Origin of the sequence: Polaromonas sp. JS666 (assembly GCF_900103405.1) — a bacterium.
Lineage (GTDB): Bacteria > Pseudomonadota > Gammaproteobacteria > Burkholderiales > Burkholderiaceae_C > Polaromonas.
In genome coordinates, this window is record NZ_FNHX01000006.1 from 1 (window position 1) to 20561 (window position 20561).

Here is a 20561-nt window from a genome sequence, read left to right on the forward strand (position 1 = left end):
CCGCCGTCAGCGTCGTCTTGCCATGGTCCACGTGGCCAATCGTGCCTACGTTGACGTGCGGCTTGGTCCGCTCAAATTTGCCTTTTGCCATTTTTCTCTCCAGATAAAGAACATGCCCGTGTACGGTTTAACGTCTGCACTGTGTTGCTGATTCGCTTCGCACGGGTACAAAGCGGCACACAATCGCAGACAAGGAAAAAAGCCGCCGGCCCATCCGGGACCGGCGGCTGAAGTGACTTACTTGGCGCGGGCAGCCATGATGGCTTCCGACACGTTGCGCGGAGCTTCAGAGTAGTGCTTGAACTCCATGGAGTACGTTGCACGGCCCTGCGACATCGAACGCAGCGTGGTCGAATAACCGAACATTTCCGACAGCGGCACTTCGGCCTTGATGGCCTTGCCGCCACCAACCATGTCTTCCATGCCCTGAACCATGCCGCGGCGTGAGGACAGGTCGCCCATCACGTTGCCGGCGTAGTCTTCAGGCGTTTCGACTTCCACAGCCATCATCGGCTCCAGAATCACCGGGCCGGCTTTCTTGCAGCCTTCCTTGAAGCCGAAGATGGCAGCCATCTTGAAGGCCAGTTCGTTCGAGTCCACGTCGTGGTACGAACCGAAGTGCAGCGTGACCTTGACGTCGACCACGGGGTAGCCGGCCAGCACGCCGGACGTGACGGCTTCGTTGATGCCCTTTTCCACGGCGGGGATGAATTCACGGGGAACCACACCGCCCTTGATGGCGTCGACGAACTCGATGCCCTTGCCGGCTTCGTTGGGCTCGATCTTGAGCACAACGTGGCCGTACTGGCCCTTACCGCCGGACTGGCGCACAAACTTGCCTTCGGCTTCTTCCACGGTCTTGCGGATGGTTTCGCGGTAGGCCACCTGGGGTTTGCCCACATTGGCTTCCACGCCGAACTCGCGCTTCATGCGGTCAACAATGATTTCCAGGTGCAGCTCGCCCATACCGGCGATGATGGTCTGGCCGGATTCTTCGTCGGTCTTGACGCGGAAAGAAGGATCTTCCTGCGCCAGGCGCTGCAGGGCAATGCCCATTTTTTCCTGGTCGGCCTTGGTCTTGGGTTCCACGGCCTGCGCAATCACGGGCTCGGGGAAGACCATGCGCTCGAGCATGACGATGGCATCGGGATCGCACAGCGTTTCGCCGGTGGTCACATCCTTGAGGCCCACGCAGGCGGCGATGTCGCCAGCGCGGATTTCGCTGACTTCTTCACGGTTGTTGGCGTGCATCTGCACGATACGGCCGATACGCTCTTTTTTGCCCTTGACCGGGTTGTAGACGCTGTCGCCCTTCTTCAGGACGCCGGAATACACGCGCACAAAGGTCAGCTGACCCACGAACGGGTCGGTCATCAGCTTGAAGGCCAATGCGGAGAATTTTTCTTCGTCGTCGGCCTTGCGAACCACGGGCGCTTCGTCTTCGTCGGTGCCGCTCACGGGCGGAATGTCCACGGGCGAAGGCATGAATTCAATCACGGCGTCCAGCATGCGCTGCACGCCCTTGTTCTTGAAGGCGGAGCCGCAGTACATCGGCTGGATTTCGCTGGCGATGGTGCGCGTGCGGATACCCAGCTTGATTTCGTCTTCGGTCAAGTCGCCTTCTTCGAGGTACTTGTTCATGAACTCTTCAGACGCCTCGGCAGCGGCCTCGACCATCTTCTCGCGCCATTCCTTGGCGGTCGCCACCAGCTCAGCGGGAATTTCGCTGTAGGTGAACTTCATGCCCTGGGACGCTTCGTCCCAGATGATGGCCTTCATCTTGATCAGGTCGACCACGCCGGTGAAGTTTTCTTCAGCGCCGATGGGGATCACCATGGGCACGGGGCTGGCCTTCAGGCGCAGCTTCATCTGCTCAACGACCTTGAAGAAGTTCGCACCGGTGCGGTCCATCTTGTTGACGAACGCAAGGCGGGGAACCTTGTACTTGTTGGCTTGGCGCCAGACGGTTTCGGACTGGGGCTGAACGCCGCCCACGGCGCAGTACACCATGCAGGCGCCGTCAAGCACGCGCATGGAACGCTCCACCTCGATGGTGAAGTCCACGTGGCCCGGGGTGTCGATGATGTTGATGCGGTGCTCGGGCAGGGACGTGTCCATGCCGCGCCAGAAGCAGGTGGTGGCGGCGGAGGTAATCGTGATGCCACGCTCCTGCTCCTGCTCCATCCAGTCCATGGTCGCTGCGCCGTCGTGCACTTCACCAATCTTGTGGTTCACGCCGGTGTAAAAAAGGATCCGCTCGGTGGTGGTGGTCTTGCCGGCGTCGATGTGCGCGGAGATACCAATGTTGCGGTAGTTTTGAATGGGGGTAGCGCGGGACATAAATTACTTTCAGTTCGGGGTTACGAACAAAGACTCGTTGAAAGACTGCCCGGCACCCGGGCATCCTTCATTTCTTCTACGCGTCTGCCTGCAGGGAATCATGTTGTGCACGACACCCGGCTGGCAGAAACTGGGGCTGAACCGCCGGCGATCAAGGTGGCTCACACCTTCAAATCACCCGGCAACCCCTCAATTCAGCGCAGCAAATACTGCGCTCAACAATCAGAAGCGGAAGTGGCTGAACGCCTTGTTGGCTTCTGCCATGCGGTGAACTTCGTCACGCTTTTTCATGGCGCCGCCGCGGCCTTCGGTCGCCTCCATCAGCTCATTGGCCAGGCGCAGGGACATGGATTTCTCGCCGCGCTTCTTGGCAGCTTCCTTGAGCCAGCGCATGGCCAGGGCCATACGGCGAACGGGACGCACTTCAACCGGCACCTGGTAGTTGGCACCGCCGACGCGGCGGGACTTCACTTCAACCATGGGCTTGATGTTGCCGATGGCCATGTGGAAGGCCTCGAGCGGATCTTTGCCGGGGTTCTTTTTCTCGATAAAGTCGAGCGCGCCGTAAATGATGCGCTCTGCGACGGCCTTTTTGCCGCCTTGCATGATCACGTTCATGAACTTGGCGAGATCAACATCGCCAAATTTCGGATCAGGAAGAATTTCACGTTTAGGGACTTCGCGACGACGTGGCATTTTTTCACCTCTTTGCTTCAGTTGGCATTGCTTTTGGCAACACCGCGAGAGTTATCAAAACCCTCACTTACTCGACCGGTGCAACCATTTGCACTTGGGTCACTTCGTTTCAACCACCTGCCAGGGCGAGTGAAACACCTGTTTTTTTGAAGAACTGTCACAGACTTTCGTGACAACTTCCTCTGGCGCGAGCGCTCAATGAAGAGACAACCCGAGCCGTTTGGCTTATTTGGCCTTTGGCTTCTTCGCACCGTACTTGGAGCGCGACTGCTTGCGGTCTTTCACGCCTTGCAAGTCGAGCGAACCACGGACGATGTGGTAACGCACACCGGGCAAGTCCTTGACACGACCGCCGCGAACCAGCACCACGCTGTGTTCCTGCAGGTTGTGGCCTTCGCCGCCGATGTAGGAGATGACCTCAAAACCGTTGGTCAGGCGCACCTTGGCAACCTTACGCAGAGCGGAATTGGGCTTCTTTGGCGTCGTGGTGTACACACGGGTGCACACACCGCGGCGCTGCGGGGAATTTTCCATCGCAGGGCTCTTGGACTTGATCTTTTCGACCTCGCGCCCCTGACGGACTAACTGATTGATGGTTGGCATTGAAAACGTCCCTAAACGTCTGAAAACTGATTTACCGTGTTGATACGGGCACAAATATTTCCCGCCGTGAAAGCGGAAAAGCCTTCTAGTATAAACCGGTTGGGGGAAACGCTCAAGTAAAAGGCGGAAAGCGCCAGGCCATGCCTGCGCGCGCAAGGCAAGGCCAGCAGGCCTTTTCGGGATTTTGACGCCCCGCCAGGCTCAAATCACCGGGAATGTTAGCGCACACTCCCGATTTTCAGCCTGCTTTATTTGATCCAAAGCCGGATGGCATCCCAGGCACGCCCCAGAATGCCGGCTTCTTCCACCGCTTCCAGGGCTACCAGCGGCACCTCGGCCACCGGCGCCGGGTTGTCGCCCAGCATGACCTTGAGCGTGCCGACCGCCTGTCCTTTGGCAAAAGGAGCGACCAGCGGGTCCGGCCGGGCCACCTGGGTTTTGACCTTGGGCGCGCTGCCTGCGGCCACGGCTACCACGATGGCCTGGGGCCGGCCCAGCTTCACCGTGGACGATTTGCCCTTCCAGACGGATGGCGCAACTACAGCCTGGCCGGCGTCAAACAGCTTGACGGCTTCATAGGCGGTGTAGCCCCAGTTGAGCAGCTTTTGCGACTCATTGGCGCGGGCGCTGTCGCTGGTCGTACCCAGCACAATGGCCAGCAGGCGCCGTCCGCCCGGCGCGCCGGACGCGCCCAGGTTGGGGAAGTCGCGCTTGGCCGTGGCGATCATGCAGTAGCCGGCGGCGTCGGTATGGCCGGTTTTGAGGCCGTCCACCGTCGGGTCGCGGAACAGCAAAGTGTTGCGGTTGGTGTCGTTGGCGGCCGGCGTGCCGGGGTAGCGGTACTTCTTGATGGCCGAGTAGCCGATGTAATCGGGGAAATCCGTCATCAGCCGCGTGGCCAGGATGCTCAGGTCGCGCGCCGTGGTGGTGTGGCCCACCTCAGTCAGGCCTTCGGGGTTTCTGTAGGACGTCGATTTCATGCCCAGCGCCTTGGCCTGCTCATTCATGAGCTGCACAAAATGCTCGGCCGTGCCGCCCACGCCCTCGGCCAGCGCCATGGTCGCGTCGTTGCCCGATTGCACCACCATGCCCTTGATGAGGTCCTCGACAGGCACCTGCATTTTCGGGTCTATGAACATGCGCGAACCCGGCATCTTCCAGGCGCGCTCGCTGACGCCGAAGGTCTGCTTCAGGTCGATTTTCTTGGATTTGAGCGCGTCGAAGACCAGGTATTCGGTCATCAGCTTGGTCAGCGAGGCCGGCTCGACCGGGGAATCGATGTCCTTGGCGGCCAGGATCTGGTTGGCGGTGACGTCCAGCAGTAAATAAGAACGCGCGGCGATTTCAGGCGCCTGCGGCACCTGGGCGTGCGCCTGGGGCAGCACCGCGGAGAAAGCCAGGAGGGCGGCGGCGAAGGCGCGCAGGCCGGCGGCCGGGCGGAAAGCCTTGAAGGAAAGGTGCATGGGGTATCGCTGAAAAGTAGGAATTTAAGAAAACAAAAAGCCTGGCGGCGCGGGTCAGGCTGAAGGCGAGGACAGGTGGCGGACCACAAGATTTTTCAACAGGGGCAATTGTCCATGAAAGAAATGGCCGCCCCCGGGCACAACCGTAACAGGCAGTGCCTGCGGGCGCGCCCAGTCCATCACGGCCGACAGCAGCACCGTGTCATCCTGCTCGCCGTGCACCACCAGGGTTTTCAGGTGTGCGGCCGGGTCAATCGGCGCGGCCGGCGCGCGGCTCACGCTGGTCCCGACCAGCACCAGCTTCTCGATAGTGCGGACTGCGGCCAGGCGCTGGAAGGCATGCGTGGTCACAAAAGCGCCGAAGGAGAACCCGGCAAGCGCCAGCAGCTGCCCGTCGCCCGCCGGCGCGGCGTGCTCCACCACCGCCAGCAGGTCCTCGAGCTCGCCCCGGCCTTCGTCGTGACTGCCGGCGCTGCCGCCCACGCCGCGAAAGTTAAAGCGCACCGCCGTCCAGCCGCAGTGCACAAAAGCCCGCGCCAGCGTCTGCACCACCTTGTTGTCCATGGTGCCGGCAAACAGCGGATGCGGGTGCGCGATGACCGCCACGCCGCGCGAATCGCCGGCGGGAAGGTCCAGCGCGATTTCCAGCGCGCCCGCCGGGCCCTGGATGATGGATTTTTGGGTTTGGGAGTTCACGGAAACCGCTTTCTTCAATCAGAAGGCCTAGCGCCCCAGGTGCGCGGGCGTGAGCAGGCGCTCGACCACCTTGCCGTTTTTGAGGTGCGACTCAACGATCTCGTCGATGTCGCTGGCGTCCACATAGGTGTACCAGACCGCTTCCGGGTAAACCACGGCCACCGGGCCGCCGGCGCAACGGTCCAGGCAGCCGGCCTTGTTGACCCGCACCTTGCCGGGCCCGGCCAGCCCGGCGGCCTTGACCTGCGACTTGCAGCGGTCAAAACCTTCCTGGGCGCGGTGGTTGGCGCAGCAGTCTTCACCGTTGGCGCGCTGGTTCAGGCAAAAGAAGATATGGCGTTCGTAATAGGAATTATGTTCAGGCATGTGGTGACTTTAGAGGATGTGGTGTTCGATATGTTCCGCAGGCTCAGGCGGCCTCGACGACAAAAGCCGTGGCTTTTCTCACCAGCGGGAGAACCAGCAGCAGGGTCGGGAAGGCAATGACCCAGGAAACGGCCCAGGCGCCCAGCCAGATGCGCAGGACGCCGGGCGCGAGGCCCACGCCTTTGAACGTACTGATGAGCGAGACGATGCAGGTCATGAAAAGCGACAGCAGCAAAGGCGTGACCCAGCGCGCGCTGCGTGCGGGGAGCTTGGCGAAACCGAAAGGGGTGCGCGATGAAGATTTCGAAGAGTTCATACATGTTTCCATAAGCCGTCCAGTCAAGGCGCCTTTCCCGCGGCCGGCAGGCCTGAAGGAAAACACACGCCCGGCAGGGCCGGCGGTGGTTGGCGCGTTGATTAACGTAAACGCTTACGGCAACTCTTGAGGGAGATCGCCAGGTGATGGTAGCAGATGAAGGGGGTTCCGCGTGCGGCTAGGCCTTGGGCTCCCGGCCCGACAGCCGCACCAGTACATATAAAAGCGCCGCGTAAGGCCAGAGCCAGCCCAGCCATTGGACCACCCCGTGAAAGCGGATGAAACGGCCCTGCTCCCAGGTCTGCAGCGTCTGCGCGAAATAGGGGTCCGCCGGCGCCTGGTTGAGCAGCCCCAGGTGAATGGCCAGCGCCAGCAGCGCCAGCGCGGCCGCCGCGCGGCGCGGCACGGCCAGCAGCAACAGGGCCAGCACGGCCGTCAGGCCCAAGCCCGCCTGCACTGGGATGTCCAGCCAGGCCCAGGCGTGGTCGGGGCCGTAACTCAGGGCCGCGGAGAGGGCCGATGCCACGATGCCGGCCGCGATCACCGCCGCCGAGAAGGCCGCCCGCTGCCAGAGCGTGCGGATCACGCAATAGCCGAGCAGGCAGGGAATCAGCGCACCCAGCGCCACGCAAACCAGCTCCGCGATGGGCACCAGGGGTTGCAGCTCCACATCACGCACCGGCATCCACTGCAAAAAAGGCGTATCGGCCAGCGCATCAGCCAGGGCCGCTTCCAGCCGCTCGAACACCTGCCCCAGCCCCATGGGCACAGAGGCCGGAAACAGCAGGGCCATAGGCCAGAGCACCAGCAGCACCAGCGCGCCCCGCGCGTCATGGGCAAACCAGCGCGCGCGAAAGCGGCTCCAGCGGTCCACCACGCCGGTTTTTTCCAGCGCCCAGGCAAAGCAGGCCCCCAGCCAGGCGCCCACCGTGTTCAGCAACAGGTCGACGTTGGAAGGAATACGCACCGGCAGGTAGCTTTGCAGCGTCTCCATCGCCAGCGACAGCAGGCCGCTGGCCAGCACCGCCACCGTCACGGCCCAGGACACGCGCCGGCTGCGCAGGGCCGACAGCGCCAGCAGGAAGCCCAGCGGCGCGTAACCCAGCAGGTTGGCGCCCACGTCAAAACCGGTCCAGTACTGAGGCAGCGGCGCCATCAGGAAGCGAAAGGGCGAGATGCCCTGGTCGCGCCAGTCCGTGAAGGGGTAAAGGCTGGCGTAAACAATCAGGCAGATGGCGGCCAGCGCGAGGGGCCAGGCAGTGGTCTTGTGCACACCCCTGGAATTTGGCACACCCCCGACATCCTCACTGCGCTTCGCTTCGTGTAGTTCTGCCCCCCCTTGCGGGGGGCGACGCCTAGCGTCCGGCAAAGCCGGTCCGCTGGTGCCTGCTGGTTTTTGGGGGGCCTTCTTTTTCACTGCGATGCCCGCTTGTGATCCTAAAAAGGCTTGACCACGACCAGGATGACGGCGGCCAGCAGCAGCAGCACCGGCACTTCATTGAACCAGCGGAACCACTTGTGGCTGCGCGTGTTGCGGTTGGCCACGAATTTCGCGAGCAGGCGGCCGCAGGCATGGTGATAGCCGATCACCAGCACCACCACGGCGAGCTTGGCGTGCATCCAGCCATTGCCCGGGCCGCGGCCTATGCCGTAACCCAGGTAGAGCCACAGGCCAAAAGCCAGCGCCGGCACGGCCAGGATGGTGGTGAAGCGCATCAGCTTGCGCGCCATCAGCACCAGCCGCTCGCGCTCTGCCACGCTTTCCGGCGGCACCATCGCCAGGTTCACAAAAATGCGCGGCAGGTAAAACAGCCCGGCAAACCAGCTGGCGATAAAAACGATGTGGAGTGATTTGACCCAGAGCATGAAGGTAGTTTAGTCCGCAGCCTGTAAAACCCCGCCATCAGGCTTGGACGCTGCAGCCGCGCATTCAGAAATTCGCCGGCCGGGATGAAGCGCAAGGCGCCCGGAGCGCAGGACACCGGAATGGGCCGAGCACCGCGCAACGCCGCGATTCGCCCGGCCAGCGGATTTATGAATGCGCGGGGCAAAAAAATGCCCGGAGGCATAAGCCACCGGGCTGGTAAGCCTTTTTGCTGTCACACGCAAAGGCCCCGCTCAGGGAGGAAAAGCGGGATGCAGCTACCAAATGGTAACCACACGTATCAATTCTAACCACGGCCGTCCGGCCTTGGCAATGCTTTTCTAAGTAACCTAAGAAACAATCATGTAAAGCTGGCCAAGCGCTCCTGGGCACGGGCCGTGCGCCAAATAGCTCGCGGCTTTTCCGAAAGCTTTGGCACAATTTGCGCATGACTTTCCACGCCTCCAACTTCGCCCCCTTTCCGGCAGGCCGCCCCCGGCGCCTGCGCCGCGACGCCTTCACCCGCAACCTGGTACGCGAGCACACACTTACCGCAAACGACCTGATTTACCCTGTGTTTGTGGTGGACGGCAAACAGCAGCGCCAGCCGGTGGCCTCCATGCCCGGGGTCGAAAGGCTGAGCCTGGACCTGCTGCTGCCGGTGGCCGAGGAATGCGTGAAGCTGGGCATCCCGGTGATGGCTCTCTTCCCGGTGGTCGACGCCTCGCTCAAGACTTATGACGGCAAGGAGGCCACCAACCCGGACGGCCTGATCCCGCGTGTGGTGCGCGAACTCAAGAAGAACTTCCCCGGCCTGGGCGTGATGACCGACGTCGCGCTGGATCCTTTCACCACGCACGGCCAGGACGGCCTGCCGGACGAAAACGGTTACATCCTCAATGAAGAGACGGTGGCCATGCTGGTCCGGCAGGCGATGTGCCAGGCCGAGGCCGGCGTGGACATGGTCGCGCCCAGCGACATGATGGACGGCCGCATAGGCGCCATCCGCCAGGCGCTGGAAGCCAAAAAGCTGATCCACACACGCATCATGGCCTACAGCGCCAAGTACGCGAGCGCCTTCTACGGCCCCTTCCGCGATGCGGTGGGCTCGGCCGGCAACCTCGGCAAGGCCGACAAAAAGGTCTACCAGATGGACCCGGGCAACAGCGACGAAGCGCTACGCGAGGTGGCCATGGACATCGCCGAGGGCGCCGACATGGTGATGGTCAAGCCCGGCATGCCTTACCTGGACGTGGTGCGCCGCGTGAAGGACGAGTTCAAGGTGCCCACCTTCGCCTACCAGGTCAGCGGCGAATACGCCATGATGAAGGCCGCCGCGCAGAACGGCTGGCTGGACCACGACGCGGTCATGATGGAAAGCCTGCTGGCCTTCAAGCGCGCCGGCGCCGACGGCGTGCTGACCTATTTTGCGATCGATGCCGCGCGCAAGCTGCGGCAAGCCTGAGCAGTGCGCGTTTTCACCATCAGTGCCGGAAGCCAGGGCGTCGTCGAAACCGAGGCCCTGCCGACCCAGTTGCCGGCGCAGGGTTTTGTCTGGATCGCCTGCGCGCGCCGCGAGTTCGAGGCGCTGCAGGCCCAGATCCAGGCCAGCCTGCAGCTGCTGTGCGGCACCCAGCTGGTGGACCTGCATGTCTCCGACCTGCTGAACAACCAGCTGCCCTCGCACTACGACTACACCTCGCAGTACGACATCCTGGTGTTCCGCCGCCTGGCCGCGAGCCAGACCGAAACCGACCTCAGCCAGCCCGGCGAGCCGCTGCAGGCGCGCCTCAAGCGCAGCGGGCCGCCGGTGCTCAAGCGCATAGACACCAGCCCGGTTGGCTTCGCCGTATTCGACCAGTTGCTGCTGACGGTGCATCCCGCCGATTGCGCGGTGCGCGACGCCTACGCGTCCCGGCTGCTGAACGCCACCACCGCCGAATCGCGCTCCAGCGGCGTCAAGCTGCCCGCCAGCCCCGCCGACATGATGCTGCGCATCGTCAACCAGATCGTGGACGGCTACCTGGAGTTGCGGCGCGAGCTCACGCGCCAGCTCGACCACTGGCAGTCCGAACTGCTCAGGCCCGGCACGCGTTTTACCAACTGGAGCTCGGTGCTCGACGCGCGGCTGGCCATGCACCAGCTGGACGAAATCTGCGAGGACCAGCGCTCGGCCGTGCAGGACTGGATCGATTCCGTGGAGACCTGGCCCGAAGGCGGCACGCCCGCCCTGGTGCGCGAACGCGAGCTGCTCAAGGTGCGCTCGCGCGATGTGCTGGAGCACATAGAGCGCGTGGTCCACCATGTGCGCCGCATGGAGCAAAGCGCCGAAACCGCGGTGCAGATGCATTTTTCGGCGCAAAGCAACCGCACCAACGACATCATGCGCACGCTGACGGCGCTGACCGCCATCTTCCTGCCGCTGAACCTGATCACCGGCTTCTTCGGGATGAATTTCGAGTTCATGCCTTTTCTTCACACTTCCACCGGCTTCTGGTGGACCGCCGGATTTATGGTCCTGATCGTCGCCGTGGTCGGGACGGTATTCTGGCGCAAGCAATACATCGCCCGAACTCGCGGCTAGGCGCGTCGCAATCCCAGTCTATTCGCAGGAGACACCGCCATGCCAGTTGCCTTCACCCGCCTCTTCTTCGCCGGCACTTTCCTGCCGCGGGCGTCCTGGCTGGCCCTGTTGGCGGTCTCGGCACTGCTGGCCGGCTGCGAGAGCCTGAGCCCCGCCGAATGCGCCACCGCCGACTGGCGCCAGTTGGGCGTGCAGGACGGCAGCCGCGGCCGCACCGACCGCGCCGCCGACTACTACGAGTCCTGCGCCAAGGCAGGCATTGCCGTGAACGTGGCCGTCTACCGCGCGGGCCGCGACCAGGGCCTGCAAAGCTACTGCCAGCCGGCCAACGCCCTCAACGAAGGCCTGGCCGGCAACAGCTACGAAGGCGTCTGCCCCGCGCCCATGGACCAGAACTTCCGCAACATCCACGGCATTGCCTGGCGCGAGCAGGACGCCCGCAAGACCCTGGCGCGGCTGCAGCGCGAGCAGGACCAGATGCAGGCGGAACTGCGCGACGCCAAAACCGCCGAAGACCGCAAGCGCACCCTGCGCGAGCAGCTCGCACGCTCGGACCGGCGCATTGAAGAAGCCCGTTACGCGGTGCGCGACGCCAGCTACCAGCTGGACCGCCTGCGCAGCGACATGCGCCAGCGCGGCCAGTACTAGCCGGGCCCGCCACAGCCCCGGCGCCGCGCCAAAAGCCATTTCCCGGCCTCACCATACGGCGGCGTCCGACGCCCTCTTTCGCCCGCGCTGGACACACTGGCTCAAGCGTATCCATGCCCATGAAGGAGGATTTCCCATGCACAAGCAGCCCGCTGACGCCCGGCACAGAGCAAGGAACGCCCGCGATACCCGCGCCGACGACCTCACACGCGAAAACGTGCAGTCCATGCGGCGCGTGGAGGAAACCGCGCTGGCCAACCGCAGCCGCGCCGACCGCATGGCGGCCTTTATCGCCGGCTTCTGCGGCTCCATGCCTTTTGTCTGGCTGCACGCGGCCGCTTTTGCAGGCTGGATAGCCCTCAACACCTGGCCGGGGCTGGCGCATTGGGACCCGTATCCCTTCACCTTCCTCACGCTGGTGGTCTCGCTCGAGGCGATTTTTCTCGCGTCCTTTATCCTGATCAGCCAGAACTACGAGCTGCGCGTCAGCGACAGGCGCAACCAGCTGGACCTGCAGATCAACCTGCTGACCGAGCAGGAAAACACCAAAATGATCCAGATGCTGGAGCGCATCGCCAAAAAAGTCGGCGCCGATAGCGGGAGCGACCCGGATCTGCGCATCCTCAAGGAAAACACCAACCCGGAAAAACTGGTCGCCCAGATTGAACAGGCGCAGCACGAAGACTCGCCTGCCGCAAAGGCCCCGAAGAAAAGTTAGCGTCTCAGACCCAGGGCTGGGCCAGGCCTTCGGCCTCGAAGGCCTTGACCACCGCGGGGCGTGCCAGCGCGCGCTTCAAATAAGCACCCAGGTGCGCGCGGTCACGCGCGGGTTTGGACGCGAAGTTGCGCGTCCAGCGGCACAGCATCAGCGTGTAGATGTCCACCGCCGAATACTTCGCGCCCAGCAGCCAGGGCTGTTCATGTATTTTTTCCAGCCGTGCCAACTCGGTGTCCAGCTGGTCCAGCATCAGGCCGACCTTGGCTTCGGCATGCGACTTCAGCTCGGCCACGCCCGCGCTGTTGCCGGCATCCATCCAGCGGTCGGTGTAGAAATAAACAATCAGGGTGGACTGCACGGTATTGGTCAACCAGACCAGCCACTTGTAGAAATGCGCGCGCTCCGCCGTGCCCGGCGCCGGGGCCAGGCCGGCCTCGGGGTGCCTGTCGCACAGGTGCAGGCAGATCGCGGCGGTTTCGTAAAGCACCAGGTCGCCGTCGACCAGCGTCGGAATCAGGCCGTTGGGATTGAGCTTGCGGTAGGCCTCGGAACGATGCGCGCCCGTGCTGGTGTCGACCAGGATTTTTTCAAAGGGAACGCCCAGTTCCTGGAGCAGGATATGGGGCGCCATGGCGGCGGTGCTTGGGGAGAAGTGCAGTTGATACATCATTGCCCCCACGGTCGCTCACTGCGTGTAGCTCCCTGCCCCCCGAGGGGGCCGCCCGCCTGCGGTCTGGCGAAGCCAGTCCCGCGGCTCATGCTGGGCTGAAGATTCTCGTGGTCATTCATATCGATCCGGTCATTTCTAGTGGAAGATTATTTTTCGGCCATGCCGAAGATACCAGCCGCATTGCCCCAGGCGATCTTGCGCGCCGCGTCGGGCGGTAGATCACCCAGCCAGGCGCGATAGCCCTTCATGAGTTCGTCGTAATACAGCCAACGCTGGTTGACCCAGGTGTCGGAGCCGATCATGAAGCGGCCCGGGTACTTGAGCAGCAGCGCGCGCCATTCAGGACACAGTTTGCCGGCATCGCAGGTCAGGCCCGGCCGGTAAGACAGCTCGCCCATGAGCTGCGGATATTTGCCCAGCAGTGCGTCGACTCTCTCCACCGGTGCGCCGCCTATGCCGGTGTGCGCCCAGACCAGCCGGGCGTCGGGCGCATGGGCCATCAGCAGGTCTATGGCCGTGTCGTCCACATGGGCCAGCACCGCGAGTTTGTTCTTCGCGGCGAACTGCATCAGCTTGCGGGCTACGGCGCCGTTGGCATTGGCGCTGTCATACAGGTGGAACTCGCCTATGCCCTTGTACGGCCCGGCCTGGTCGCCGGCCACGCCGCGCGCGAATTCCGCCTGCACCATGTCGTAGATGGACTCGTCGCGAAACCAGTTGTCGTAATCGGCGCGGTTGCGGTACAGGCGGATAAAGGGAACCACGGTGACACCGGCCTTGCGCGTCTCGGCCATGGCGGCCAGCGACTTGGTGCCGTCGTTGGGCCGCGAGTTGGCGACGATGGCCTTGACGCCATTGCGCTGCATGCGCGCCAGCACGTCGGCCGGCGAGTGCGGGCCGCTGTTCCCGTTCCAGGCCTCCTCGTTGTAATGCAGATGGGTGTCAAACAGCGGCCCGGCATAGTCGGCCGCAAAGCCCGGCGCCGCGCAGGCCGCCAGGACGAGGGCTACCCACGCGCCGCGCATGCTCAAGCCAGCTTGGCGGCAAAAAAGGCCAGCGAACGCTCGCGCGCCAGCTTGGCCGCCGCTTCGTTGTAGGAGCCGCGCTGGTCGCAGTTAAAGCCGTGGTTGGCCGGGTAGACGTGCACCTCGACCTCAGGATGCGCCTTGGTGAAAGCCTCTATGCCCTCCATGGGGATCCAGTGGTCCTGGTCGCCGAAGTGGGCCATGACGGGGCACTTGGGCTGGCGCGCGATTTCTTCCTCGGCCGTGATGCCGCCGCCGTAATAGGGAATCGCCGCCGACAGGCCGTCCAGCAGGCAGGCCGCCCGCCAGGTCAGCAGCCCGCCCCAGCAAAAGCCGATGATGCCGACCTTGCCGCCGCTGGCCTTGGCCGCATGGTCTATCGCCGCCTGCAGGTCCTGCAGCACGCCGGCGCCGGGCAAGGCGCTGACGGCGGTCTTGAGTTCGAAGCCGGCTTTCATGTCTTCTTCGCTGTAGCCCATCTCAACGCCAGGCTTGACGCGCTCAAAGGTCGCGGGCGCCACCGCGAGGTAGCCCTGGGCGGCAAAGCGGTCGGTGACGGCGCGTATATGCGAGTTGACGCCGAAGATCTCCTGCACCACCACGACGCCGCCGCGCGGCTTGCCATCGGGTTGTGCGACATAGGCCGGCACGACAAAACCGTCGGCGGCGGTGAGATTGATGAATTGGCCCATGGGATGCTCCTTGAGAATTGCGTAAGTTGAGTGGCGGGGTGAATCAGCAGCCGCTTCAGGCGCCCGCCATGAGTTTGCGCTCGACGAAGTCAAGCCGGTCCTGGCCCCAGAACAGTTCGCCGTCCACCACATAGCTGGGCGCGCCGAACACGCCGGCGTCTATCGCCTGCTGGGTGTTGGCCTCATAGCGCTCCTGCACGGCCTGGCTGAAGGACTGCTCCAGCCGTTCTGCGGGCAGGCCGCATTCGGCCAGCAGCTCGGCCAGCACCTTTTCATCGGCGATGTGGCGCTCGCGCACCCATACGGCGCTGAAGATGGCCCCGCCGATCTTCATCGCGGCTTCGGTACCGTCATGCAGGTCCACGGCAATGATGAGGCGCGCCGCATCGTCGCCGGAAACCGGGAAGTACTTGGGCTTGAGGTTCAGCGGCGCATGCAGGTAGTCCGAATAGCGCTGCAGCTCCAGCAGCCGATAGGCCTGACGCTGCGGTGCCCGCTGGGCCAGCGGCAAGCCGCCCGAGATCGGGAACACCTTGCCGCCCAGGTCTATGGGCAGCACCCGCACGGTGGCACCCGCCGCCCGGGCGATCTGCGCGAAGCGCTCATGCCCCAGGTAGGTCCAGGGGCTTTGCGGGGTGAAGTAGTAGTCCACGGTGGTGCTCAAGAGTGTCTCCGTCAGTGTCTGTGGATGGGTGGGCCGCGCCGCCGGCGGTCGGGCATTGCGCAAGATACGGCTTAGGGTACATTGATCCGCCCAATCCTTGTTTTTACCCGGGATTGCCATTTTCTGCAGGAGGTGCGGTTTGTCAAAAGTTGTTCTGATCACGGGTGGCTCGCGCGGCATAGGCGCGGCTTCGGCCCTGCTGGCGGCGCGCCAGGGCTGGGCGGTGGCCGTCAACTACGCCAGCAACTCCCTGGCCGCCGACGAGGTGGTGCGGCAGGTCCGCCAGGCCGGCGGCAACGCCATCACGGTGCAGGCCGATGTGGCCGATGAGGCGCAGGTACTGGCCATGTTCGAGAAAGTGGACGCCAAGCTGGGCCGGCTGGACAGCCTGGTCAACAACGCCGGCGTGGTGGACCGCACCACCCGCGTCGACGCCATCACCCTGGCGCGGCTGCGGCGCATGTTCGAGATCAATGTGTTCGGCTCCTTCCTCTGCGCGCGCGAAGCCGTCAAGCGCATGAGCACGCGCTACGGCGGCGCGGGCGGCTCCATCGTCAATGTCTCCAGCGCGGCGGCGCGGCTGGGCGCGCCGGGCCAGTATGTGGACTACGCATCGGCCAAGGGCGCCATCGACACCTTTACCGTCGGGCTGGCCAAGGAAGTCGCCACCGAGGGCATACGCGTGAATGCCGTGCGCCCCGGCATCATCGACACCGACATCCACGCCTCGGGCGGCCTGCCCGACCGCGCCCGCGACCTGGCGCCCCAGGTGCCCATGCAGCGCCCGGGTACCGCCGACGAAGTTGCCGCCTCGATTGTCTGGCTGCTCGGCGACAATGCGGGCTACACCACCGGCGCGTTGCTGGATGTGGCAGGAGGCAGGTAGCGTGCCCCCACGTTCGCTCACTGCGTGTAGCTCTCTGCCCCCCCGAGGGGGCGCTGCGCCTGCGGCCCGGCAAAGCCGGTTCCGCGGCCCCTGCTGGAATCCACTGCGCAGTCCGCTACCCTACTTGCCTCTTGAGTTGCCTTTAAGGAATAACGATGGACTTTAAACCGCTTGTGACACTGCTGGCCATCGTCAACCCGCTGGCCATCGTGCCTTTCTTCATCCATTACACGCAGGACTTTTCCGACGAGCAGCGCCGCCGCACCGTGCTGGTCGCGTCCTTCACCGCCTTTGTCGTGATCGCCATCAGCGCGCTGCTGGGCCTGCAGATCCTCGACTTCTTCAGCATCTCGCTGGCGAGCTTCCAGGTCGGCGGCGGCATGCTGCTGCTGATCAGTTCCATGAACATGCTGAATGCCCAGCCGGCCGAAGCCAAGCCGCAGACCAATGAAATGGAAGACGGCGCGGCCAAGGCCGCGCGCGGCGCCAGCATCGCCGTGGTGCCGCTGACCATTCCGCTGCTGACCGGGCCGGCCACCATGTCCACGGTGGTGATTTACGCCGAAAAGGCCAAGACGGCCCTGCAGCTGTCCATGCTGGTCGGTTACGGCATCGTGATCGCCCTGGCCACCGCCATCTGCTTTTCACTGGCCGAGCCGATTGCCCGCGTACTGGGCAAAACCGGCATCAACGTCATGACGCGGCTGATGGGCCTGATCTTGGCCGCGCTCTCGGTCGAGGTGATGGCCGACGGCCTGGGCAAGCTGTTCCCCATTCTTCGCACCTGAATACAGATGGCCGGTGCGCGCATCCTGCTGGTGGAGGACGACCCGGCGATTGCCCGCTCCATCATCTACACCCTGGAGCGCGACGGCCTCAGTGTGACCCACAGCCTGCTGCTGGGCGATGCGCGCGCCCAGATCAGCCGGCAGCCACCCGATGCCGTGATCCTGGACGTCGGCCTGCCCGACGGCAGCGGCCTGGACTTGTGCCGCGAGCTGCGCGCCGCCGGCAGCCTGCCGGTGCTGATGCTCAGCGCCCAGGGCGAGGAAATCGACCGCGTGCTGGGCCTGGAGCTGGGCGCCGACGATTACGTGAGCAAGCCCTTCAGCCCGCGCGAGCTGCTGGCACGCGTGCGCAGCCTGCTGCGCCGCGCGCGCATGCCGGCTCCCGCACCGGCGCAGGCGGCCAGCCCTTTCGAGATCGACACCGCAGGCCAGCGCGTGAGCCTGCACGGCCGCCCGCTCAATCTGACGCGCCGCGAGTTCGGCCTGCTGGCCGATTTGCTGCGCCACCGCGGCCGTATACGCTCGCGCGATGAACTGCTGAACGCCGTCTGGGGTGCCGGCACGGACAGCACGGACCGCACCGTGGACACCCACATCAAGACCCTGCGCGCCAAGCTGCAGGAGATCGCGCCAGGGCATGACTGCATCACAACGCACCGCGGCATGGGTTATTCCCTGGACGTAGACCGCATCAAAGGCGGCTGAGATGCGCCTGGGCATACGCCTGCTGTTCGGTTTTTTCCTGGTCACCGGGCTGGCGGCGTTTTTCACGCTGCGCGTCTTTATGGCCGAGGTCAAACCCAGCGTGCGCGAGGTCATGGAAGACATGATGGTGGACACCGCCAACATCCTGGCCGAGCTGGCCGGCGACGACCTGGCGGCCGGCGCCATCGCGGACGGCCGCTTTGCCGGCCATGTGCGCAACTACGCCAGGCGCCCCATAGACGCAAAAATCTGGGGCCTGGCCAAGCAGTCGCTGGATTTTCGCGTTTACGTCACCGACGCCGGCGGCAAGGTGGTGTTTGATTCGGAGAACGCGGCGACCGGCCAGGATTATTCACGCTGGCGCGACGTGGCTCTGACCCTGCGCGGCGAATACGGCGCGCGCGCCACCCGCGAGGTGCAGCAGGACGACCGCACGTCGGTGATGTATGTGGCCGCGCCGGTGCAGCGTGACGGAAAAATCATCGGCGTGCTGACCGTCGCCAAGCCCATGTCCACGATACAGGCCTTTATAGACCGGGCCGAGCGCAAGATCCTGCTAAGCGGCGCGCTGCTGCTGGTGCTGTCGCTGGCCATCGGCGTGGCGGTAACGCTGTGGGTGGTATGGAGCATTCGCAAGTTGCGCCGCTATGCCAACGCCGTCGGCCAGGGCGAAAAACCCGCGGTTCCGCAGATACCGGGTGAGCTTGGCGAACTGGCCGTGGCAGTCGATGCCATGCGCCTGAAGCTCGAGGGCCACGAGTACATAGAAGATTACGTGCGCGCCCTGACGCACGAGCTCAAAAGCCCGCTCGCCGCCATCCGCGGCGCGGGCGAGCTGCTGCAGGACGAGCTCCCCGAAGACGCGCGCCGCGAGTTTTCGGGGCAGGTACTGGCCCAGTCCGGCCGCATGCAGGCGCTGGTGGACCGCATGCTCGAGCTGACGAAGCTGGAGCAGCGCCATGCAAAGGTAGAGCGCGAGCGCCTTTCTTGGGCCGGCGTCCTCAAACCCTTTGAGGTGGCGCCCGGCGGCCGGGCCCAGCATGCGGTCAAAGTCGTAATCAGCCCGGAACATGCCGACGTGCATGCGGAGCCCGGCCTGCTGGGCCTGGCGCTGAGCAACCTGATGGAAAACGCGCGCTCGTTCGCGCCCCAGGGCTCGACCATCACGCTGGAGGCAGGACCGGACCGCATCGCCGTGCAGGACAGCGGCCCCGGCGTGGCCGACTACGCCCTGCCCCGGCTGGGCGAACGCTTTTTCTCGACCGTGCGCCCCGACGGCCATACCAAAGGCTCGGGTCTGGGGCTGGCCATCGTGCGCCAGATCATGCTGCTGCATGGCGGCCGCGTGGTGGTACGCAACACCCAGCCCGGCTTGCGGGTCGAGCTGCATTTCTAGGCGGGCCGCGCCCATCACCCGGCCGCCTTCACGGTTTCGGGCTGCTTGAAGCGCGCATACCAGTCGACGCGGCGCGTCAGCATCATCACGGCGGCCAGCACCGCGAACAGGGCCACGGCGCCCAGCAGCAGGGCCGTCTGCTCCATACGCAGCAGCACAAACAGCATGCCGTACAGCGTGGCGATGCCCAGGCCGAAAGGCAGGCCGCGCGACCAGTGGCCCAGCATGTGGCTGGCGTAATAAGTCAGCAGGAGCACGCAGGCTGCCGAGGCGATCACGTAAGCACTTTCAAACGGCATGTGCTCCGACAGGCTGACCAGCAGCAGGAAAAACATGCTCATTGCCGCGCCCACCAGCAGGTACTGGATGGGGTGCACACGCAGCGACTTCATGAACTCGAACATGCCTACCGCCAGAAAGGTCAAACCTATGAACAGCAGGCCGTATTTGGTGGCCCGGTCGCTGAGCGCGTAGGTGTTGGAGGGGTCGACAAAAGTCACGCTAAGGGTCTCCACACAGGAGCTGCTGACCGAACTCTCATAGGGCGGGCAGGTGCCCCTGCGTTTGGCCGCGTCCCGCTGGGTCACATCCTGCTGAGCCGTGCTGGCCAGCGAGCTGACGCGCCAGCTGGCCTCAAAACCCTCGGGCGTGACCTTGCGGTCCACCGGCAGGAACTGCCCGCTGAAGCTGGGGTGCGGCCAGTTGGACGTAAGCTGCACCCGGGTGTCTCCGCCCAGCGGCACCACCGAAATGCTTTCGGTGCCCACCAGTTCCAGCTCCAGCCGCGCCTGCAACGGCACGGCCTGCAGCAAGGCCGGCGACAGCGGCGCATGCACGCCGCGCGGGTAGCTGCCGTAAAAGGTGCCGGGCTTGAGCGCCAGCAACTGCTCGCCGATTTTCACGCTCGCATGGCGTATGCCGCGCGCGTCGGACACCGCCATCATGAGCAGCGGCTGGCCGCAGTTCATGCGCGAGCCGGTGTGTTCCGGTATGGGTTTGAGCGCCTCCAGGTCCGCCCACTCGGCCACCAGGCTGGCTTTGAGGTTGAACGCCTGTGTTGCATGCAGGCCGCGTGCGCGCGGCTCCAGCTTGCTGGCCCCCTGGAGCGTGAGCGAGGCCGGCGCGGCGGCCAGCACGAATTCACGGCGCTCGCTGCGCACTTCCTTGCTGGCATTGGTGACATCCCACTCTTCGGTGCAAGCCCGGTGGATCAGCGGGCCGGTCAAGGTCTGCGAGCCGGCCAGGCTTTGGGCGATGCTTTGGATGGCGACCTGGCGGTAGTTCTGGCGGTCGTGCACCACGTCGCTGATTTTCATCAGCGCGACGACCAGCAGCACGATCACCAGCGCGAGTGCGGCGACTTTCTGTTTCATGACTTCCTTTCGTTTGAACAACGAAGGGGAGTTTGCAAACCGCGTGTGAAGGCAGCATGAGCTGCACA

At 64.3% G+C, this 20561-nt stretch carries 23 protein-coding genes; 8 read left to right on the top strand and 15 right to left on the bottom strand.

The window, feature by feature from the left end:
* From BLQ85_RS15975 to BLQ85_RS16020, 10 genes are all read right to left on the bottom strand, one after another.
* Nucleotides 1-91, bottom strand: a 91-nt coding sequence (locus BLQ85_RS15975) for a GTP-binding protein (RefSeq protein ID WP_032978997.1), incomplete at its 3' end; no start/stop codon positions are given.
* 146 nt (nt 92-237) lie between these two features.
* Nucleotides 238-2340 (bottom strand): elongation factor G, encoded by a 2103-nt coding sequence (gene fusA / locus BLQ85_RS15980; RefSeq protein ID WP_007875017.1) that lies wholly within the window; start codon nt 2338-2340, stop codon nt 238-240.
* Between the two features lie 222 nt (nt 2341-2562).
* The gene (gene rpsG, locus BLQ85_RS15985; RefSeq protein ID WP_011481226.1) at nt 2563-3036 is read right to left on the bottom strand and encodes a 30S ribosomal protein S7; all 474 of its coding nucleotides are present in this window, start codon (nt 3034-3036) and stop codon (nt 2563-2565) included.
* 225 nt (nt 3037-3261) lie between these two features.
* Nucleotides 3262-3639, bottom strand: a complete 378-nt coding sequence (gene rpsL / locus BLQ85_RS15990) for a 30S ribosomal protein S12 (RefSeq protein ID WP_007851137.1) — start codon at nt 3637-3639, stop codon at nt 3262-3264.
* Between the two features lie 248 nt (nt 3640-3887).
* Nucleotides 3888-5102: a D-alanyl-D-alanine carboxypeptidase family protein gene (locus tag BLQ85_RS15995; RefSeq protein WP_074578238.1), complete on the bottom strand. Its 1215-nt coding sequence runs from the start codon at nt 5100-5102 to the stop codon at nt 3888-3890.
* A gap of 54 nt (nt 5103-5156) precedes the next feature.
* Entirely contained in the window at nt 5157-5798 is a 642-nt protein-coding gene (locus BLQ85_RS16000) for an alpha/beta hydrolase (RefSeq protein ID WP_074578583.1), read from the bottom strand.
* A gap of 27 nt (nt 5799-5825) precedes the next feature.
* Nucleotides 5826-6164, bottom strand: a complete 339-nt coding sequence (locus BLQ85_RS16005; RefSeq protein WP_074578239.1) for a (2Fe-2S) ferredoxin domain-containing protein — start codon at nt 6162-6164, stop codon at nt 5826-5828.
* A 43-nt stretch (nt 6165-6207) separates the two neighbouring features.
* Nucleotides 6208-6480: a DUF2798 domain-containing protein gene (locus BLQ85_RS16010; RefSeq protein ID WP_083336882.1), complete on the bottom strand. Its 273-nt coding sequence runs from the start codon at nt 6478-6480 to the stop codon at nt 6208-6210.
* Nucleotides 6481-6658: 178 nt separating this feature from the next.
* On the bottom strand, nt 6659-7753 hold the full coding sequence (locus BLQ85_RS16015) for a VanZ family protein (RefSeq protein WP_074578241.1): 1095 nt from the start codon (nt 7751-7753) through the stop codon (nt 6659-6661).
* Between the two features lie 164 nt (nt 7754-7917).
* Nucleotides 7918-8346, bottom strand: a complete 429-nt coding sequence (locus BLQ85_RS16020; RefSeq protein ID WP_007875025.1) for a CopD family protein — start codon at nt 8344-8346, stop codon at nt 7918-7920.
* Nucleotides 8347-8792: 446 nt separating this feature from the next.
* Between BLQ85_RS16020 and hemB the strand changes: the two genes are divergently transcribed.
* The 4 genes from hemB to BLQ85_RS16040 all read left to right on the top strand — a co-directional run bounded on the left by hemB (nt 8793) and on the right by BLQ85_RS16040 (nt 12294).
* Nucleotides 8793-9809 carry a porphobilinogen synthase gene (gene hemB, locus BLQ85_RS16025; protein WP_007875026.1) on the top strand — a complete coding sequence of 339 codons (1017 nt, stop codon included), beginning with the start codon at nt 8793-8795 and terminating at the stop codon, nt 9807-9809.
* Between the two features lie 3 nt (nt 9810-9812).
* On the top strand, nt 9813-10928 hold the full coding sequence (locus BLQ85_RS16030) for a magnesium transporter CorA family protein (RefSeq protein ID WP_074578242.1): 1116 nt from the start codon (nt 9813-9815) through the stop codon (nt 10926-10928).
* A gap of 39 nt (nt 10929-10967) precedes the next feature.
* Nucleotides 10968-11576 carry a DUF2799 domain-containing protein gene (locus BLQ85_RS16035; RefSeq protein ID WP_074578243.1) on the top strand — a complete coding sequence of 203 codons (609 nt, stop codon included), beginning with the start codon at nt 10968-10970 and terminating at the stop codon, nt 11574-11576.
* 136 nt (nt 11577-11712) lie between these two features.
* Entirely contained in the window at nt 11713-12294 is a 582-nt protein-coding gene (locus tag BLQ85_RS16040; protein ID WP_074578244.1) for a DUF1003 domain-containing protein, read from the top strand.
* Nucleotides 12295-12298: 4 nt separating this feature from the next.
* Here BLQ85_RS16040 and BLQ85_RS16045 read toward each other — a convergent pair whose 3' ends face one another.
* The 4 genes from BLQ85_RS16045 to BLQ85_RS16060 form a co-directional block, all read right to left on the bottom strand.
* Nucleotides 12299-12961, bottom strand: a complete 663-nt coding sequence (locus BLQ85_RS16045) for a glutathione S-transferase family protein (RefSeq protein WP_074578245.1) — start codon at nt 12959-12961, stop codon at nt 12299-12301.
* A 149-nt stretch (nt 12962-13110) separates the two neighbouring features.
* Entirely contained in the window at nt 13111-13989 is an 879-nt protein-coding gene (locus BLQ85_RS16050; protein ID WP_074578246.1) for an amidohydrolase family protein, read from the bottom strand.
* 2 nt (nt 13990-13991) lie between these two features.
* On the bottom strand, nt 13992-14681 hold the full coding sequence (locus tag BLQ85_RS16055) for a dienelactone hydrolase family protein (RefSeq protein WP_074578247.1): 690 nt from the start codon (nt 14679-14681) through the stop codon (nt 13992-13994).
* A 55-nt stretch (nt 14682-14736) separates the two neighbouring features.
* A complete protein-coding gene (locus tag BLQ85_RS16060; RefSeq protein WP_074578248.1) occupies nt 14737-15345 on the bottom strand; it encodes a 2-hydroxychromene-2-carboxylate isomerase in 609 nt (202 codons plus the stop codon).
* 139 nt (nt 15346-15484) lie between these two features.
* Here BLQ85_RS16060 and BLQ85_RS16065 point away from each other — a divergent pair, with 139 nt between their 5' ends.
* The 4 genes from BLQ85_RS16065 to creC all read left to right on the top strand — a co-directional run bounded on the left by BLQ85_RS16065 (nt 15485) and on the right by creC (nt 19120).
* Complete coding sequence (locus BLQ85_RS16065) at nt 15485-16231, top strand: SDR family oxidoreductase (RefSeq protein WP_074578249.1); 747 nt, start codon at nt 15485-15487, stop codon at nt 16229-16231.
* 155 nt (nt 16232-16386) lie between these two features.
* On the top strand, nt 16387-17019 hold the full coding sequence (locus BLQ85_RS16070) for a MarC family protein (RefSeq protein ID WP_074578250.1): 633 nt from the start codon (nt 16387-16389) through the stop codon (nt 17017-17019).
* A gap of 6 nt (nt 17020-17025) precedes the next feature.
* Nucleotides 17026-17724, top strand: coding sequence for a two-component system response regulator CreB (creB, locus tag BLQ85_RS16075; protein ID WP_074578251.1), 699 nt, complete (start codon nt 17026-17028; stop codon nt 17722-17724).
* A 1-nt stretch (nt 17725) separates the two neighbouring features.
* Nucleotides 17726-19120 carry a two-component system sensor histidine kinase CreC gene (gene creC, locus BLQ85_RS16080; protein ID WP_074578252.1) on the top strand — a complete coding sequence of 465 codons (1395 nt, stop codon included), beginning with the start codon at nt 17726-17728 and terminating at the stop codon, nt 19118-19120.
* 14 nt (nt 19121-19134) lie between these two features.
* Here the strand turns inward: creC and creD are convergent, their stop codons facing one another.
* Nucleotides 19135-20493 (bottom strand): cell envelope integrity protein CreD, encoded by a 1359-nt coding sequence (gene creD / locus BLQ85_RS16085; RefSeq protein ID WP_074578585.1) that lies wholly within the window; start codon nt 20491-20493, stop codon nt 19135-19137.
* Between the last annotated feature and the right edge of the window lie 68 nt (nt 20494-20561).